13 protein-coding genes and 1 pseudogene are annotated in these 16,818 nt (G+C 49.3%); 7 read left to right on the top strand and 7 right to left on the bottom strand.

Going from position 1 to position 16,818, the window contains the following annotated elements; translation table 11 throughout:
- Window positions 1–127: 127 nt before the first annotated feature.
- Together PsAD26_RS12645 and PsAD26_RS12650 are read right to left on the bottom strand one after the other, a co-directional pair.
- Window positions 128–517 (bottom strand): annotated as a pseudogene (locus PsAD26_RS12645) (recombinase family protein); the annotation flags it as partial.
- A 187-nt stretch (window positions 518–704) separates the two neighbouring features.
- Window positions 705–2,045, bottom strand: a complete 1,341-nt coding sequence (locus tag PsAD26_RS12650) for an HlyD family type I secretion periplasmic adaptor subunit (RefSeq protein ID WP_063310724.1) — start codon at window positions 2,043–2,045, stop codon at window positions 705–707.
- A gap of 113 nt (window positions 2,046–2,158) precedes the next feature.
- Here PsAD26_RS12650 and PsAD26_RS12655 point away from each other — a divergent pair, with 113 nt between their 5' ends.
- The 5 genes from PsAD26_RS12655 (at window position 2,159) to PsAD26_RS30345 (ending at window position 11,680) form a co-directional block, all read left to right on the top strand.
- Window positions 2,159–4,330, top strand: coding sequence for a type I secretion system permease/ATPase (locus tag PsAD26_RS12655; protein ID WP_153041495.1), 2,172 nt, complete (start codon window positions 2,159–2,161; stop codon window positions 4,328–4,330).
- Between the two features lie 39 nt (window positions 4,331–4,369).
- On the top strand, window positions 4,370–4,870 hold the full coding sequence (locus PsAD26_RS12660) for a GNAT family N-acetyltransferase (RefSeq protein WP_193758288.1): 501 nt from the start codon (window positions 4,370–4,372) through the stop codon (window positions 4,868–4,870).
- Between the two features lie 37 nt (window positions 4,871–4,907).
- Window positions 4,908–5,363: a hypothetical protein gene (locus PsAD26_RS12665; protein WP_063310726.1), complete on the top strand. Its 456-nt coding sequence runs from the start codon at window positions 4,908–4,910 to the stop codon at window positions 5,361–5,363.
- A gap of 118 nt (window positions 5,364–5,481) precedes the next feature.
- The gene (locus PsAD26_RS12670; RefSeq protein WP_063310727.1) at window positions 5,482–5,937 is read left to right on the top strand and encodes a hypothetical protein; all 456 of its coding nucleotides are present in this window, start codon (window positions 5,482–5,484) and stop codon (window positions 5,935–5,937) included.
- 16 nt (window positions 5,938–5,953) lie between these two features.
- Window positions 5,954–11,680, top strand: coding sequence for a calcium-binding protein (locus tag PsAD26_RS30345; RefSeq protein WP_063310728.1), 5,727 nt, complete (start codon window positions 5,954–5,956; stop codon window positions 11,678–11,680).
- A 319-nt stretch (window positions 11,681–11,999) separates the two neighbouring features.
- Here the strand turns inward: PsAD26_RS30345 and PsAD26_RS29370 are convergent, their stop codons facing one another.
- Window positions 12,000–12,143, bottom strand: a complete 144-nt coding sequence (locus PsAD26_RS29370) for a PAAR domain-containing protein (protein ID WP_153041496.1) — start codon at window positions 12,141–12,143, stop codon at window positions 12,000–12,002.
- An 11-nt stretch (window positions 12,144–12,154) separates the two neighbouring features.
- Window positions 12,155–14,248 (bottom strand): type VI secretion system tip protein TssI/VgrG, encoded by a 2,094-nt coding sequence (tssI, locus tag PsAD26_RS12680; protein WP_063310734.1) that lies wholly within the window; start codon window positions 14,246–14,248, stop codon window positions 12,155–12,157.
- 373 nt (window positions 14,249–14,621) lie between these two features.
- Here tssI and PsAD26_RS12685 point away from each other — a divergent pair, with 373 nt between their 5' ends.
- Both PsAD26_RS12685 and PsAD26_RS12690 read left to right on the top strand, forming a co-directional pair.
- On the top strand, window positions 14,622–14,810 hold the full coding sequence (locus tag PsAD26_RS12685) for a YqaE/Pmp3 family membrane protein (RefSeq protein WP_063310735.1): 189 nt from the start codon (window positions 14,622–14,624) through the stop codon (window positions 14,808–14,810).
- Between the two features lie 154 nt (window positions 14,811–14,964).
- Window positions 14,965–15,438: an HIT family protein gene (locus PsAD26_RS12690; RefSeq protein ID WP_063310729.1), complete on the top strand. Its 474-nt coding sequence runs from the start codon at window positions 14,965–14,967 to the stop codon at window positions 15,436–15,438.
- Window positions 15,439–15,735: 297 nt separating this feature from the next.
- Here the strand turns inward: PsAD26_RS12690 and PsAD26_RS12695 are convergent, their stop codons facing one another.
- From PsAD26_RS12695 to PsAD26_RS12705, 3 genes are read right to left on the bottom strand one after another with little or no spacing between them, the layout of a single operon-like run.
- On the bottom strand, window positions 15,736–15,954 hold the full coding sequence (locus PsAD26_RS12695) for a hypothetical protein (protein ID WP_153041497.1): 219 nt from the start codon (window positions 15,952–15,954) through the stop codon (window positions 15,736–15,738).
- 28 nt (window positions 15,955–15,982) lie between these two features.
- The gene (locus PsAD26_RS12700) at window positions 15,983–16,192 is read right to left on the bottom strand and encodes a hypothetical protein (RefSeq protein WP_063310731.1); all 210 of its coding nucleotides are present in this window, start codon (window positions 16,190–16,192) and stop codon (window positions 15,983–15,985) included.
- Between the two features lie 48 nt (window positions 16,193–16,240).
- Window positions 16,241–16,486, bottom strand: a complete 246-nt coding sequence (locus PsAD26_RS12705) for a hypothetical protein (protein ID WP_063310732.1) — start codon at window positions 16,484–16,486, stop codon at window positions 16,241–16,243.
- Between the last annotated feature and the right edge of the window lie 332 nt (window positions 16,487–16,818).

The raw sequence follows: 16,818 nt of genomic DNA on the forward strand, positions 1-16,818 counted from the left end.
TTCTCAGCTGCAGCGCTGGCGGTCCTTGTGTATTGCCCCATTGTTCACTCCTAATCTAGTGATCATGGGCCAAAACACTCCATTACTCAAATCGATCGATTTGTCCATAAGGCGTCGCCGACAAACAGGTTCGTTCTGCAATCAGCTCGCGCTCGAACTCTGCCAGCGAAGCAAATATGCCAAAAATCAAGCGCCCGTTTGCGGTGGTGGTATCAATCTCTGCGCCAGCTCCACCAAGAACCTTAAACCCAACACCACGTTCTCTGAGCTCATCTACCGTAGAAACGAGGTGCTTTAAGTCGCGCCCAAGACGATCCAGCTTCCAGACGACAAGGGTATTACCGGGCTGCAGTGCCTTCAGGCAAGAGGTCAATCCGGGGCGATCATCGCGCCTTCCGGAGGCCTTGTCCTCATAGATCCGCTCGACCTCAACGCCAGCACCAACCAGCGCGTCACGCTGTAGATCCAGCAGTTGACTTCCATCCGATTTAGACACTCGTGCATACCCGATGAGCATGAGCCCGCCCTATCTGTCAGAAAAGACCTAGAACAGGATGCAATCTTGCGATGTTTTTTGCAACGGGTTTTCTTGCTAAGTGACGTAAGGATTTCTGGGCTTGACCTAGTCGCAAGACAAACGGAGGTTTTTCTGGTAGGCACGTTGGAAATGCGAAGAGCAGACACCTTCAATCTAAAGGCATAAGCTATCTCTCTCGGATGGCTTCGTCTTTGTATCTGAGCAGCGGCGACAGAAAGAACTCGATGATCCTGCGCTTGCCCGTTTTAACTTCCGCAGACGCTGTCATACCTGGAACCAACGGAATGTTCTTTCCCGCAACAGTGATGTGCTGATCTTTCAGAGCTACACGAGCTTTATAGATCGGCCCAAGTTGCTCATGAAGAAGGACGTCATTGGAGATACGTGATACTTTGCCCTGAAGGACGCCATATCGGGTGAACGGAAACGCTTCCAACTTTATCTCAGCGTTTTGTCCCACTTCAATAAATCCAATATCTTTATTGAGGATGATTGCTTCGATTTCCAACGGAACCTCTGAGGGGACAATGGAAAGAAGGAGATTTCCGGTCTCAACAACCGCTCCAATCGTGTTTACGGAAAGCTTGTCCACGTAACCAGAAACAGGTGCCCGCAGCTCACGGTACTTCTGTCGTTGAGTTTCTTTGCGCAAAGACTGCTCAAGAGCCGAGATCTTGTTCAAGGCTGCCTGCCGACGCTCTGCAGCGGCGGCCCTGTAGGACGCAATGGTTTCCGCATGGCGTGCTTGTAAAGATGCGATAGAGGCGTTTGCCTGCGCGCGAGTTTCTTCAAGCCCATCTCTTAAAGCCAGCATCTCATAAAGTTCTTGCTGAAGCTGCATGACCAGTGACTTCTGTGTGATCCCCTTTTCTAATAACCCTTGTTGAGCTTCTAAACGTTCTTCGATGAGCGGAAGTGTTTGCTCCAGCTTGATCTCCTCGATATCAGTTGCCCGGAGGGTGGCTTTGTTGCGCTCTATGTCTGACTTGATTGCTTCCAAGGAAGATCTGAGCTGATCAAGGTTATCCTGGAGCAAGGTTTGGCTGTTTTTTGCAAGCTCTGACGAGAGTTCTTCTGGTAGCTCGAACCTTTCAAGCGGTTCATCGCTCAACATCGCCTGACCTATTGCAGCTTCGGCTCGAGATTGGGCTAACTCAAACTGCAGACTTTCAAGATTGGCAGATGTCTCTGTTGGATCCAGCTCAAGCAACAGATCACCTGCAACCACTTTTTGTCCATCCTTCACATGGATAGCACGAACAACACCGGTCTCCAGAGGCTGGATATTTTTCACTTTGCCTGCTGGGATCGTTTGCCCTTCAGCAACCACGACAATATCAACCGTACCCCACCATGCCCAGATAACCGCCAGTAAGAAGAATGCACACAGCACAAATACAATCACACGACCAAGAGGAGATGGAGGATGCTCTAAAACTTCCAAAGCTGCAGGTAAGAATTCTGTAGAATCTGAAGCTCGTTGCTTGGCCTCATCTGATCTGTGCATAGGTGAGCTCGCGTGGTCGGAAATGATACTTGAGTTGTTTACCCATGTATCAAGTTTCCGTTAGGTTGCAACACGCAGTTAAGGCTCTCCGCCTATATACACAGAATGAGTTGATGACCGAAGTTCTTGTCGAAGAAAATAATAAGCAGAACACGGCCGGGTTAGGTCAAAACAACAAACCTGCTGATCAGAGTGGGGCTCACAGTCTTGCCATGTTACTTGCCTTCCATGAGATCCGTGCCTCTGCGCAGCAAATCGCTCATGAGTATGCAAATGAAGCCGGCGTTATTAATGCAACCAACATGGTTAGAGCCGCGCGTAAAAATGGTTTGAAGTGTAAGGCAATCAATAGCTCGGTCCAAAAGTTAAAAAAACTACCGCTTCCAGCACTGGCTATCACTCAAGAGGGCAGTTGGTTTGTTCTTGCCAAAACAAATGACGATGGTGTCTTACTCCAACATCCGGGGAAACCACCTGAAGAGCTTTCTATAGTTGGACTTGAACAGCTTTGGTCAGGAACTCTGGTTCTGGCCGCGCGCAGAGCTGGTTCGATCGCCTCAGAGCTGAAGTTCGGTATGCGCTGGTTTTTACCAGTGCTGCTCAAATACAAAAAGCTGTTTTCTGAAGTTCTGCTGGCATCGTTCTTCATTCAGTGCTTTGCGCTCATCTCACCACTGTTCTTTCAGGTGGTGGTCGACAAAGTGCTTGTTCACCGCGGTCTTACAACGCTTGATGTGCTCATCATTGGTCTTTTGGCAATTGCTGTGTTTGAGGCGATCCTCTCGTTCCTGCGAACCTATCTGTTTTCTCACACCACCAGCCGTGTGGATGTTCAGTTGGGCGCGCAACTGTTCCGACATCTATTGGCTCTTCCAATAAGTTACTTTGAAACACGTGCTACGGGCCAAACGGTTGCACGCGTGCGCGAACTGGAAAATGTCAGGGACTTTATTACCTCATCGTCTCTGACTGTGGTGATTGATCTTCTCTTCACAGTCGTCTTCTTTGCGGTCATGTGGGTGTTCTCACCCACATTAACTCTCGTCGTTTTGGCATCGGTCCCATTTTACATTTTGCTCTCTGTTGCCATCACCCCAGAACTTCGCAAGAGAGTGGATGAAAAGTTTTATCGCGGTGCGATTAATCAAGCCTTTCTGGTGGAAAGTATTGCAGGAGCTGAGACCTTAAAGGCGATGGCGGTTGAACCGCAGATGCATAATCGCTGGGACGAGAACCTGGCAGCCTATGTCAAATCATCATTCCGCACGATTTCATTGGGAGCTTTTGGATCTCAGGCTGTACAGCTCATCAACAAGCTGGTGATGGGCATTGTTCTGTGGGTAGGAACGAAGGCTGTGATGTCTGGAGAGATGACTGTTGGCCAGTTGGTCGCCTTTAACATGCTTGCCGGGCAAGTCAGCCAACCGGTAATCCGCCTTGCTCAGTTGTGGCAGGACTTCCAGCAGTTTCGCATTTCTATTCAGCGCCTGGGCGATATTCTGAACACCAAAACTGAAGTATCAACTTCGGCACCTGAGAACCTACCTCCAGTGCAGGGCAAAGTAGAACTAAAGAATGTAACTTTCCGCTACCGTCCAAACGAGCCAGAAATTTTGCACAATGTGTCGATCGAAATGCCTGCTGGCCAAACGATTGGTGTGGTTGGTCGGTCCGGTTCTGGCAAGTCCACCATCACCAAGCTGATCCAGCGGCTTTATGTCCCTGAAACAGGGCGTGTATTGATTGATGGGATTGACCTTGGCCTGATGGATCCGGCTTGGTTGCGACGGCAAATTGGCGTTGTGTTGCAAGAAAACATTCTGTTCAATCGCTCGGTTCGCGACAACATTGCTCTTTCCAGCCCGGCAATGCCTATGGCCCGAATTATGCAAGCAGCAAAACTGGCAGGAGCACACGAGTTTATTCTCCAGCTACCAAAAGGATATGACACCATACTTGAAGAGCGCGGTTCCAATCTTTCTGGAGGTCAACGCCAACGCATTGCCATTGCCAGAGCTTTGGTGACTGCGCCACGCATTTTGATCTTAGATGAAGCAACCGCGGCGTTGGATTATGAAAGTGAGCGCATCTTCCAGCAGAACCTTGCAAGGATTGCACAGGGAAGAACCGTCATCATCATTGCTCATCGTCTTTCGACCGTTCGTCATGCCGACACGATCCTTGTCATGGATCAGGGAAAGGTCATTCAGCAAGGCAGGCATGATGAGCTCATCAGACAAGCAGGCCTTTATCAGGAACTTAACAAGATGGCACAGGGAGAGTGAAACATGGACCAACCTATTTCAAAGGAGAACCAAACACAGATGGTTCATAATTCTAGTGATGCTGAGCAGCGGTTAAAGACACGCAGAGCGGAAGAAAAAGACGTTCCGATGCTGATCGAGCTATTCCGTCTCTGGCATGATGAAAGCGCACTTTCTGAGATCCCGTTCTCTCCTTCAAAGGTGCAGGCAATGGCAGACAAAGCACTGGGACCCAATCCGGCACACATGTGTGCTGTGGTCGAGCACAACGGTGAACTTGTGGGCGGGCTTTATGCTGTCATTGGCGATTATTACATCAGCGACGAGACGCAGGTGACAACCATTCATGGCTTCTTTGTCCATCCAAGCGTACGCAAGTCAGTTTTAAGCGGCAAAGTCGCACTTCGTCTATTTAAGGCAGCAAAACAGTGGTCTGAGCATATGGGGTCAAGCTACTTGTTGTTCCACGTGACCTCAGGAGTGAAGCCAGCAGAGACCGACCGCTTTCTGCGAAAGTTAGGCTGCAGGCCACTGGGCGGTAACTATGCGATCAAAGCTTGAACTGATTTTATGAGTTGAATTTTCATAGGAAACATACATGGCAGATTTTAGCGATATCTCCAATTGGCGCCAGGAATTTTATGAGTTCAATGAGCGCGATGATGAAGAGACAAAAGAATTCTATGACAAGCTTCTCACTGTAATTCCACCTATGATCCCCGTCTCTCAGGTTCTGGAGTTCATGGAAGTCTTGTTCCAGCATGATGAACTGCGTGAGGCGGTTAAAAAAGGTTGTGAATGGGACAAGGTACTCATCGCACACGGAAATGAGTTGCCGGATATGAGCAACTGCCCATATGAGGCAACTCAAACGCGCCATGACTTCTTCCATTATTTCTGTTGGAAGAGTGAATACGAACCAGTATCGGAAGCTTTTCTGGGAGCAGGTGTCCAAACGCTCTGCCAAGTTTTAGAGGGCAAGCTTCTAAACGTCCAGGCTCCAGAAACCCGAGACTTTCTCCTGAAAGAATATAGCAATTTTATTTGTAAATGACCGTCGAAGAGCAAACAGCCTCGTGAGTGTTTTTAGATAAGCAACTATCTCAGGTGCAGGTCACTTATCTAAAAACATGAATAAATAGTCGATTAAATTTTGAGGAGACATGGGAGTAATGGCAGATTTTAGCGATATCTCCAATTGGCGCCAGGAATTTTATGAGTTCAATGAGCGCGACGATGAAGAGACAAAAGAGTTCTATAATAAGTTCAATGGCACGGTAGAGCCTCTTGTTCCGGTCTCTCAGGTTCTGGAGTTCATGGAAGTCCTATTCCAGCATGATGAGCTGCGTGAGGCGGTTGAGAAGCGCTGGGAATGGAACAAGGTGCTTATCGCGCACGGGAATGAGTTACCAGACATGAGCGACTGCCCAGATGACGCGTTCCAAACTTTAGAAGATTTCTTCTACTATTTTTGCTGGAAGAGTAATTATGACGCGGTGGCCGCTGCTTTTGAAACAGCTGGAATTCATACTCTCTACCGAATTCTAGATGGTGAATACAGTAATATTAAGTCACCAGAAGTTCGCAGTCATATCCTGAGTAAATATCGTAATTTTGTTTCCGAGTAATTGAAGGTCGTTTCTTGTGGTGAAGAAAAAAGTTATTCTTCTGGATCACTCTCAGATCCAGACAATTATGAAAAATGGTGGCACCAAAGCTCTCGATGCTATTGTCTCTCGAGGAGATAAGTTTCTTTACGTGAGAGGGGCTCGTAAGGAAATCTCAAATACCTTGACCGGAGAAGAACTAAACGACTTCGACGCTTGGCTTAACGAAAAGCGCTACGCCGGTAAAGTTGAACAGGTCGATCCCGTTAAGACCGACAAAGAAAAGAACAAGTTCGATCCGGATCACAAACGCGGTACGCAAGGCAATAACCAGGAATTGTGGGACATGGGTGCCCGCAAGTTCATGCAGGATAATAAAGACTATTACGACTTTGAAGTTATCAGCCGCGACAAGGATTTTCTCGACAATAAGTTCAACAAGCAAACTGATTTAGAGCGGTTGAATTTTGACCGGGTCAGCGTGAAGTCTGCTTTGACAGATCTTCTGACTGATCCTGATGTCGATTATACTCAGCAACAGTTCGATGAACTGAAAACCAAAATCGATGCAGGTCAATTTGGGACTTCACACAACCTAGAGGAACACAAGCCTACGCTGCCTGACAGCTACAGCGACAGTATCGACAAGAAGAGCGTGGGCCGTGTTAATGGCCTCTTACGACGCGGAGCACCTGTTGCCGTTCTTGGTTTTGCTGCAGCTGCAATCTATCCAGCCCTCGAAGCGCGTGCTGCTGCGAAAGATATTTCTCTGGCCGAAGCGGCTGTCGATGCCGGGCTACAGCTGTCAGAGGAAGATCTGAAGTCTCTTGCTAAAGAAGCTGGTGTTGATCTGGCCGTTTCCCTGACACCGGTTGGTTGGTTGAAAAAGGCCTGGGAAGTTATTGGCAATGCCGATGATATTGTTGAAGTTACACAGCTTTACGGGGATGTATTCCCTGACAATGCTGCGATCCAGCAGCTTGCGGATGTTGCCAAGGCGATCGAGGATTCTGCGGCCTTTGACACTTACAAAGGCGTTCGTGACACGCTGGTTGATGCGGTTGGTTCTGTTGGTGAAGCTGTTTCTGATGTGTTCACCGGTGAGGATGATCTGGCAGACGCCACCAATGAAGCGCGTGATGCAGTTGAGAGTGCAGAGATCGCAGCTCATGGTGCGATCAAGGCAGGCTACAGCCTGGAAGAGGTCTCTCAAGCTTTTGGAGCCTCATTGCACAACTCAGCAGATGCAGATTCTCTTGCTCTAACCGCTGACATTGAAGCCCGTCTCGATACAATTGAAGAGGAGTGGGAGGACGCTAATCCTGCTCCTCCAACACCTTCTACTCCAGATTCAACGGGTGATGGCTGGACTTCTGTTGGGGGGCATAACTCATCGAGTAATGATGATCGTGACGGAAGCGACAGAACCGAGCGTAGAAGAGAACAACGTAGAGAATCTGACTATCAGCGAGGCTATAAGGAAGGATATCGTAACGGTTACGGCGACCGTGGTGAAACGGGTGTTATCGTACATGGGGCAGACGGTACTAGTGATGCATTCTGGGATGGATATGGAACGGGCTATGACGGTGGCCGCTATGGCAGTGGCGATGCTCCAGACGACAACGATAGCGGCGGTGGCAAACGACCGCTGATTGTTGATCTGAACAATGACCAAAGCCTGGCCCTCAAACCCCGAAATGAAAGTTTCACCCGCTTTGACGTCGATAATGATGGCTATAGTGAAGCGATGGCCTGGGTCGGCGGTGAAGATGGTTTCATCGTTGTTGATCTGGCTGCAAACGGATCGTCCGGGCCGGATGGCGACATCACCCGCGCAGAAGAAGTTATTCTAGCCAACCTGACACCAGAAGATGACAGTGATCTGGAAGCTTTGGCCAAGGTGTTTGACAGCAACAAAGATGGCAAAGTCAACGCCAGTGATGCTCGCTTCAATGAGCTCAAAGTCTGGCAGGACAAAGATGCCAATGGCAAGGTCTCGGCTGGTGAGCTCAAAACACTGGCAGCACACGGGATCACAGAGATTGATCTGACGACCTTCGGTGAGGTTGATGCCTATGTTGATGGCTCACGTATTGATGCCAACTTCAACATCCTCAAAAGCGATGGAACCACATTGCTTGGCGGTGATGCGGTGCTCTCCTATGAAAATGATGGTCAGAAGCTGGTTGATACGGCCGATGGCTTCAAGATTGACTTTGAGAATGCAAATGATGCTCAGTATCGGGTCGTTAAAAAAGGTCAGACAGCAGATCTGAACCTTGCCAGTGAAGGGCTACGCGGTGCATTCGGTAACACCGGTAACGATGTTCTGGATGGTTCAGGCCTGACAGAAGATGCTCATCTGATGGGCGGCGATGGTAATGATGTCCTGACCGGTGGGGCAGGTGATGACCTGCTTATTGGCGGTAAAGGGGCTGATAAGCTTTATGGCGGCGCAGGTAAAGATACACTCCTGATTGATGCAAATGACAGCGACTATCATGGCGGAGAGGGATACGACCGCCTGATCTTTGATGGCACAGAAGACTTGTCCCTGGACATGGCGGTCAGAAGCGTTGAGTTTGCTCGCACTTCATCTGGCAATGATGTTGTCACGGGTGGTCAGGCTGATGACATCATGGAACTTGGTGATGGCAATGACACAGCTTATGGCAGTGGTGGCTCAGATACGCTTAACGGTGGCAAGGGCGATGATGTGCTTTGGGGTGATGTGGATGAAAGCCATATCTACCAGTTTGGCGCCAATGGAGAGACTGCTCTGCAGAAGATTGGCAATACTCTGAAACTGACTAACTCCTCTGTCGCAGACTTGGGCCTGGAAACTACAGGCCGCGGCAAGCTGGTTGTGGATCTGGCTGAGGAGGGTGCACAGCCAACTACTCGCAAAAAGGACTATGAGCCGGGAGAAACAATAACTATCCAAGCTGTATATCTATATGAAACAGTGTGGGGGGGGAATAATCCTCCGTCCGCTTATGAAGTCACCAAGACAATTGATAAAAACTACTACGATTATCTGAAAAACGAACAACCACAACATTTTTTGGAAGTAATTAGTTTTGGAGGATCTCATCAACCTGGGCACATAAAAATTGCATCAGATGTTAATGCAGACAATATCTATCTGCATGTAGAAGGAGGAAACTACAGACAGTCGTGGTGGCATACTGTAAGATCACGCTATTTGACAGATCCACTGCCTGATCCTCAATACAAAGCTTATTTGGCGGCCAATCCGGAGTATGAAGACGTTCCTCCTCCACCTGATGGTCAGATTGACCAGGATGGAGAGGTCTCCTTTTCCGAACTTACAGATGTTGCTGATACGGACGTTGAAGCTCTTCGGAGCCAGTTTGATAGCAATAATGACGGGGCCATCACCAGCGAGGACGAACGGTTTGATGAGTTGCGCCTCTGGCAAGATGACAACGGCAATGGCGTTGCAGATGCTGGAGAACTGAAAACTCTGACAGACCTCGGAGTGGATCGGATTGACCTAACACCAACTGAACTCAATCTAAATAACAACAGTGATGACCTTCTCATTGGTGGGAAAGGGGCCGACAAGCTATATGGTGGACGCGGCAACGACGTTTTGGTCGTAGACCACGAAGATACCGCCTATGATGGCGGTGACGGGAATGACTGGGTCCAGTTCGACACAGATCAAGGCATGACATACGCACTGGGTACAGGAAACTTTGAGAATGCTGTTGGCGGTCGCGGCAACGATAATCTCACGGGCACAGAAGGTGCAAACACCATACAGCTTGGCGATGGAAATGACACAGCCTCTGGTCTTGGCGGTGATGACTCACTTCGCGGACAATCTGGCAATGACACACTCAATGGCGGCGCAGGCAACGACCTTCTCTTTGGCGGCGACGGCAATGACATCCTAAGCGGTGGTGCTGACGATGATATTCTTGTCGGCGGCTCCGGCAACGACACATACGTATTCAACCGCGGCTTTGGCAAGGATACCCTGACAGAGACCTCCGGCACCGACACCCTCCGCTTCACAGACAACATCACACTGGCAGACCTGAAGATTGTTACAGATGCTGGGGATCTGAAATTATATCTGATTGACCCGGCCAAGCCAAATCAAGCCCTGGGTGACATCGCTGATGTTCTGACAATCAAGAACTGGAGTGCCGATAACCCGGAAATTGAGCGTTTTGAGTTTGCCGATGGCTCGGTTTTAAGGGAAGTTGAAATCCGAGAAGATGGTCGTTTACAACTTAAAGGACTAACAAAAGGTCAGCCTAATATAATTTATGGCTCGTCTTTGGATGATTTTGTATATGGCAGCTTTGGGAACGACATCTTAAGTGCTGGCAAAGGAGAAGGCGGCTCTTCTTGGCAACACCTTTATGGTTATGGAGGTGATGATACTTACCTTTATGGCAAAGGTGGCGGCAATACCTTGCTGAATTATCATGAAGGTGAGAATGATGGGATAGATACGGTCAGATTTACAGATCTCAATCTCTCTGATTTTACAATTTCCATTCATGACTATGGTTTGGAAGATCCCAACGGGAAGACCCTAAATTTTACCTGGTCTTCTGATGGGCAATCAGGTCAGTTCCGCATTGCCGACATGGGTGAGCATATTGAGCGCTTTGAGTTTGCTGATGGGACCACGCTCTCAGCTATAGATTTCTTCAGTCATGGTCGCATTAAGTTCTATGGTACTGATGAAGATGATGTCTTCGTTGGTTCAGCTGCGGGAGAAGAGATTTATGGTAGTGCTGGCGCTGACATCATTGATGGCGGTGGCGGTAGCGACACCATTAACTATATCAAATCCACCGAAGCGGTGTCAGTTAATCTTCTCACCGGAACGCTATCTGGCGGTTTTGCAGAAGGTGATCAGTTTTCCAATGTGAGAACGGTTGTTGGCTCTAACCACAATGACATTCTTGTTGGAGATGATTGGGGCAATAGTCTTTATGCTCAAAATGGTATTGACCATCTTGAGGGTAAAGGCGGAGATGACACTCTCAATGCCTATGGCTCTGGAGCCGATTATTTAGATGGGGGGGAAGGCAATGACAGTGTTCGCTATCGTTGGTCTAGATCTGCTATCACCGTCAATCTAACCGACCAGAGCAAAAATACAGGTGATGCCACTGGAGATACTTATGTTTCCATTGAAAATGTCATAGGAACCAATGTTCATGATGATCACATCACAGGTGATGCCGCCAATAACAAGATCTGGGGTAATGGAGGCGACGATGCTCTGATTGGCAAAGGAGGCAACGACAAGCTTTACGGCGGCGATGGTGATGATTTCCTCCGTGGGGGTGATGGTGCCGATTACCTTGATGGTGGTGATGGCGATGATACATTCATTTACTCTCGAGGAGATGGACAGGATGTCATCATTGGCCAAGGCAGTTCAAACGAAGATGAGATCTTGTTTGAATCTGGTATAAGTAAAGCTAACTTATGGTTCGACAAATCAGGCGATGACCTCCACGTATCCGTTCTTGTTAGTGGTGATGCAATTACTTTGAAAGGTTGGTACTCAGCTAAAACATCTGGTGCGGATGGCAATCATGTGGATCACCTGAAAGTAGGGAGTGAGGAACTCTCCTATCAGAAGATTGATGCATTGGTTTCTGCAATGGCTGCTTACAGGCCGGATGTGGGAGATGGAAATGGTGGTGTAACCAGTTCCACTATTCCTCAACCAGTGCAGCTAGCAATCAACGCAGCCTGGAGTTAAGCAATCAGAGCCTCGGCAAATACGCCGGGGCTTTTTTAGCTCTGTGACCTTTTGTCATCGGCTTCTTCGCAGCAAAAAGCACCAAACTTACGTGTTGCAATGATTGCTTTCTTTAAGGCAATTCTGGATTTTTAGACAGTAATAGGGTACACAAGCGCTCATTCTTTGGGAACTGAACTTAGTCTCAACAATGTGAGCCTGTCTCATATAATTTGCGCCCAGTCTCAGTTAATCTGAGCCCACTTGGAATTAGAGTCTCAATTAATTTGAGCCGAAAATCGGGATAATCTCAAGCCCGCCACATTGTGATCTCAAGTCGCTACACATAGGCATCCCCCTGACGCACAGCAAGGCGGTTGTTAATCAAAATGTTCGGGCTCCCGGCAATGGCGGGAGTTGGCGGGAAGTGGCATCCATGACCAGAACCAATGTCCCCAAGGCGTGCTGCTGGTTTTCCTGACATATCGTGCTCTCCTATTTCTCAAAGGAACGCGCATAGCGCTGTGCATGAGGACCGGAATAATCAGATGGCTTCATAGCTTCCATTGGCGGGACTGGAGCACCCTTGGCAGGAGAACCGCCACAGTTGACCTTCACCAGGGTGCCTTCAATCTGCACACCGCCCTTGTCGATCTTGACGAAGTTCCCGCCAACATTGAGGCTTATGCTCGCGCCTGCCTGAATAACAACAGCGTCCCCGGCATTGATGTAGTGGGTTGTTCCGCTCTCAAAGTGCTGTTTGCCCTTGGTCTCCAATCGCCAGTTTTCTTCAACAAGCGTTATGGCATTGCGCACGACATGAGTGACCTTGTCTCCCACAACTTTCAGGAAATCGCTGATCTTGATCTGGCGCAGTGCGGACCCGTCAACTTGTGTATGTTCTGACCCCTTCACCTGTTCGCGGTGATCGCCGCCCACCTCAATGTCTTTTGAGCTGCCGATAGATTCAGATTGAGACCCTTCAACTCGTTTGTGGCGGTTGGCCCCGACCTTCCAGGTCTCGTTGTTCTCAACAACGCCATTGTGGAATTTCTGAGCGTGGAACCAGACTTCCTCCTGCCCGCCCTCATCTTCAAAGCGCAGCTCGTTGTAGCCATTGGCCTTGTGGCTGTCTGACATGAGCACCATGCGGGTTTTGAAGTCGGGAAGTTTGTTCGGTGGACGATTGTTGTTATGATACGTCCGCCCTGTAATGATTGGCTGGTCTGGATCACCTTCGAGGAAGTCTACGATGACCTCGTGGCCGATGCGCGGGACAGCCATATGCCCCCAGGAGGCTCCACCCCAATTTTGCGAGACACGTATCCAGCACGAAGATCTATCATCCTTGGCACCATGGCGATCCCATGGGAACCAGACTTTGACCCGGCCATGTTCGTCGCAGTAGATCTCTTCGCCCTCAGGTCCTGTGACATGGGCGATCTGAGGGCCGTCCACCAATGGCTTTTTGAGCAGTTTGGGCCGGTATGGCAGGCGGGCGGGCATAACCTCAAACCCGGCACTGTAAGTGGTGGAGCCGCTTCCAGCTTCCTCAGCCACGGCCTGCGGCTGACTGCCCTGATGCGAGACGGTGAGCAAATGATACTTGATGTTGTAGTCGTCGTTTGGGTGGTCTGTGAGCGCAAACTGATGACCGGCTATCAGGTGGATAGCATTGGTCGCCCCGTGGCCTGTGGTGGCCTCAACACGTGCTGCTTCCAGCCGGTGTTTTGTGAACGGCTTGCCGACACCATCTGCCTTGTAGCGCCCCGGATATTCATAGAGCGCATAATCTCCGGCAGAGCCGTTGTCCTCACCGCGCTGATGGGCATGTTGCTGGTTGTAGGGCGGGTTCTTGAAGGAATAATCGCGCTGCATGAAGCTGGTGGCTCTAAGCTGCTCACGCAGGACAAAGCTGTTGCAATAGACGCCTTTGACAGCCCCGCCAACCATGGCGTTGTACTCCAGCTTGGGCTGGTCTGGTAGCTGCGAGACAATCTGCGGATTATCAATGAACTGCAGCGTATGCTGGCCGTTGGCGCCATAGGTGAAGTAGTACCAGATGCCTTCTTCTGCCGTGATGCGATCTAAAAAGCTTAAGTGGCTTTCCCGGTACTGCACGCAGTATTCGCGGGCCGCGTGGGTGTCTGTCAGATCCCACTTCACATCCTCGACGCCGTGCTCCTTCAGCAGGATCTTGACGATCTCGGGCACGCTCTTTTTCTGAAAGATCCGGCAGTCAGAGCCATGGGCCAGCCGGTGCAGGCTGGGCAGCAGTGTCAGCGAATAACTGGTGCGGTGATGGCCTTCATTGCCACGTGCAATCTCAGCGATCACCCCGGAGAGATGCCGGAGCCCCTCGTATTTATGATGAATGGTCAGCGTTGCCGGCGTATCCAGCAGGCTGTGCAAGTCCAGCGCGTTGTCGGGGCTGGCAAGCTCAATCTGGATCTGTGTGAGCCCATTAAGGCGTTCAGTTGCCGAGAACCCCGTGACCAGCAATCCGGCCTCCGGCTGCGCAGGAGCGGCAAAGGTAAAGGCGAGATCCTGCTCCTGAAGGAGCTGAGGGATTTGGACTATGGCATTCATGAAAAACTCACTGGCAAAAGAAAAAACAAAGAAACTGCAATAAAAGAACGCTTGATCAATCTTACCTGGAGGCAAGTGTCTTGAGCGAAACTGGTCTGAACCTGAGCTGTATCGTGCTTCAGGGATGATCTTGGCCCAAAGAACCAGCTTCGATGAAATCGGCTCATTAAGTTCAAGAGCCAAGCAATTCTGGCGACTCTGTGCTGTACGTCTTGATGAGGAAAAGACTTGAAACGAGCAGTTCAAATGCGCAATACATCAGTGTTTACAAATCCATGGCTCACCCACGTTTGCAGTCAAAAGCGCTGGCCTCATGGCCGCGCAAGGCTGCATCTGGTGGAGTAGTCTTTTAATTCCTGCGGAGATTTCATTTATGCGTTTAATTCTGGCTCTTGTGCTTCCCTTTGTTGTGTTCTTCACAATCAACCGTCCGTTTCAGGGGATCTTTTGCCTGTTGCTTCAGATCACCGTGATTGGCTGGATACCAGCGGCCATCTGGGCCGTGTATGCACTGGGGCAATATAAGACCGACAAGAAGATCAGGGATATTGTCGGTAAGTAATAAACTGTCATACTCAGTATTAAAGTATCATACTGACATGGCTGGTTTCACCTATTCATGCTGGTCAGTCCGGTTCGCTCAAATAGCCATTCAGCGGACGTTGCTGCCTTTAGCAGAGATTGCAATCGATGTTGTCTCATGATCATATGTTAATATGCCAGATACAGAATGCATATTTTGCCGTGGTCGTGATGTTGACGCTGAACTCAATAGAGTAGAAGTGTGGCAGGACGCGCATTGGCGGCTTACGGTAGCACTCTCGTCAGAAGTGCTTGGCTTCGCCTATTTAGAACCCAAACGACATATTTCTCACATTCACTCGCTAGATGGCGATGAAGCGGCAACCTTCGGACCTGCTATGGCTAGGGCCACCGCGGCCTTGAAATTAGCGACAGGCGCCGACGTGATTTACGTTTACATTTTTGGTGACGGTGTGCCACATCTGCATGTGCATTTGGCACCGCACCGCGGCGGCGATGCGCTGAATGACCAAATGATCAGAGGGGAAATCGTCGAAGAGAAATTGTCTAACGGTATGACTAAGTTCTATAGTTCCGAATTCCCACCGCTACCGCGAACTGAACTTGAAGACATAGCCACTGCGGTGAGACTACAATTGAATAGCTAGTTGCTTTATCGGTTGTTAGCTCAGCCTAAGATCATGCCAGCTTTGCGCTCTGTATGAATCTTTAAGACTCAAAAAAATGCAGCTGAGCTGAAGTGAGTGCTCGCCAGTATGCAACTTAATTCTTTGGTGAAGAGATCTGCATGGGGGATTTGCACGAATTTATAGGCTTCTCAGTATGATATTTTATTACTCTCCTACAGATATGCAGCGCTCCAGATGAGCATCACCAATACGGTTGATACAGCACAAAAGAAAAGCGGCCTGCTATGAACAGACCGCTTTGATAACAATGTCAGATCAATGCAAATTTAAGTCGGGCGGCGAGAACTTGGCCCACAGTCTTGCTTTGTTGCCACTGCCAAACCCCGCACCGTTTTCGTCCCAGATTTCGCCGTCAATATTGATGTAACCGTATACTGGGAATTCCTCACAGCCACTTGCGACCCAAAATAAGACTTTATCGCCCTTGTTGTAAGTATCCATTGTACGCCAACTGAGCGTTGTTTGAATGCTCATATCAATCACCAAATATTTAGAAATGAAATTAGTTGGAAAGTTCCTCCAAGAGGCTATTGAGCAGCGAAATAACTGACTGCTTTTCGTCCTGATCGCAGATATGCTCTGCCACATCGGCCCCGATTTGAGCCTGCGGATTATCCGATATTGCGACCAGAGCATAAGCCAGCTCTTCAGTGTCGCCCTGAAGCTGTTCGCCTACTGCAGAACCGCTGACATTAACTTCAAAATTAAGCATATATAACCTCACATGAGTTTGTGAACGTGCCGATCATAGGACCTGTTCTTATGCTTCTTCATCAATGACATCAGCCTTGTTGATCGCGAATGCTTCCAGAGCGTGTTCCATCGCCGTCTCAACCAGTCCCATTTCAGGTTCATAGGATCTGTAGGATGCATAAGCTAGAATGAGCGTGACAGCTGCATGCACTGCTTTGTCCGTATCTGGCGTACCTCTCAGTGCCGTGTAGATCTTTTCTTCAGCCTCGTTTGAGGCTTCTGGGATTAAGGCCTGATGTGTTTGGGTTCCCATAAAACTTGCTCCTTGTTGGAGATGAGTTAAGTGTCCACTCCCCTCCCCCTCTGGAAGGTTCGTTTCACTTTTCTCGTCATGGAAAGCCGTTCAGTGTGGTCAAGGTCATTCTTTGAATGCCTGCTTGCAGGTTGCCTTGACCATGCTGAAGGGAGACTTAGAGAACAGCAGGTAATGGAAGCCGCTGAGCGGCTTTCCGCCTTTGTTTGCACGAGGGACAGTCCCCGCATGGCCGAGACAGACAGTGGAGCGCTTTAGGTTGAGTTTTGCCGTTGCTGGCTCGTTAGAGACGGCAGGGGGAAATTATGAGACCTTAAGTGTGGAGGTGTGTG

This window comes from Pseudovibrio sp. Ad26, assembly GCF_001623285.1.
Taxonomy (GTDB): domain Bacteria; phylum Pseudomonadota; class Alphaproteobacteria; order Rhizobiales; family Stappiaceae; genus Pseudovibrio; species Pseudovibrio ascidiaceicola.

What these genes read in the sequence shown, in the direction of transcription:
- PsAD26_RS12700 (WP_063310731.1), bottom strand. Translation starts at nt 16,192, where the DNA reads ATGCTTAATTTTGAAGTTAATGTCAGCGGTTCTGCAGTAGGCGAACAG.
- PsAD26_RS29370 (WP_153041496.1), bottom strand. Translation starts at nt 12,143, where the DNA reads ATGTCAGGAAAACCAGCAGCACGCCTTGGGGACATTGGTTCTGGTCAT.
- PsAD26_RS12690 (WP_063310729.1), top strand. Translation starts at nt 14,965, where the DNA reads ATGCCAGATACAGAATGCATATTTTGCCGTGGTCGTGATGTTGACGCT.
- PsAD26_RS12705 (WP_063310732.1), bottom strand. Translation starts at nt 16,486, where the DNA reads ATGGGAACCCAAACACATCAGGCCTTAATCCCAGAAGCCTCAAACGAG.
- PsAD26_RS12665 (WP_063310726.1), top strand. Translation starts at nt 4,908, where the DNA reads ATGGCAGATTTTAGCGATATCTCCAATTGGCGCCAGGAATTTTATGAG.
- PsAD26_RS12660 (WP_193758288.1), top strand. Translation starts at nt 4,370, where the DNA reads ATGGTTCATAATTCTAGTGATGCTGAGCAGCGGTTAAAGACACGCAGA.
- PsAD26_RS12685 (WP_063310735.1), top strand. Translation starts at nt 14,622, where the DNA reads ATGCGTTTAATTCTGGCTCTTGTGCTTCCCTTTGTTGTGTTCTTCACA.
- PsAD26_RS12655 (WP_153041495.1), top strand. Translation starts at nt 2,159, where the DNA reads ATGACCGAAGTTCTTGTCGAAGAAAATAATAAGCAGAACACGGCCGGG.
- PsAD26_RS12650 (WP_063310724.1), bottom strand. Translation starts at nt 2,045, where the DNA reads ATGCACAGATCAGATGAGGCCAAGCAACGAGCTTCAGATTCTACAGAA.
- PsAD26_RS12670 (WP_063310727.1), top strand. Translation starts at nt 5,482, where the DNA reads ATGGCAGATTTTAGCGATATCTCCAATTGGCGCCAGGAATTTTATGAG.
- PsAD26_RS12695 (WP_153041497.1), bottom strand. Translation starts at nt 15,954, where the DNA reads ATGAGCATTCAAACAACGCTCAGTTGGCGTACAATGGATACTTACAAC.
- tssI (WP_063310734.1), bottom strand. Translation starts at nt 14,248, where the DNA reads ATGAATGCCATAGTCCAAATCCCTCAGCTCCTTCAGGAGCAGGATCTC.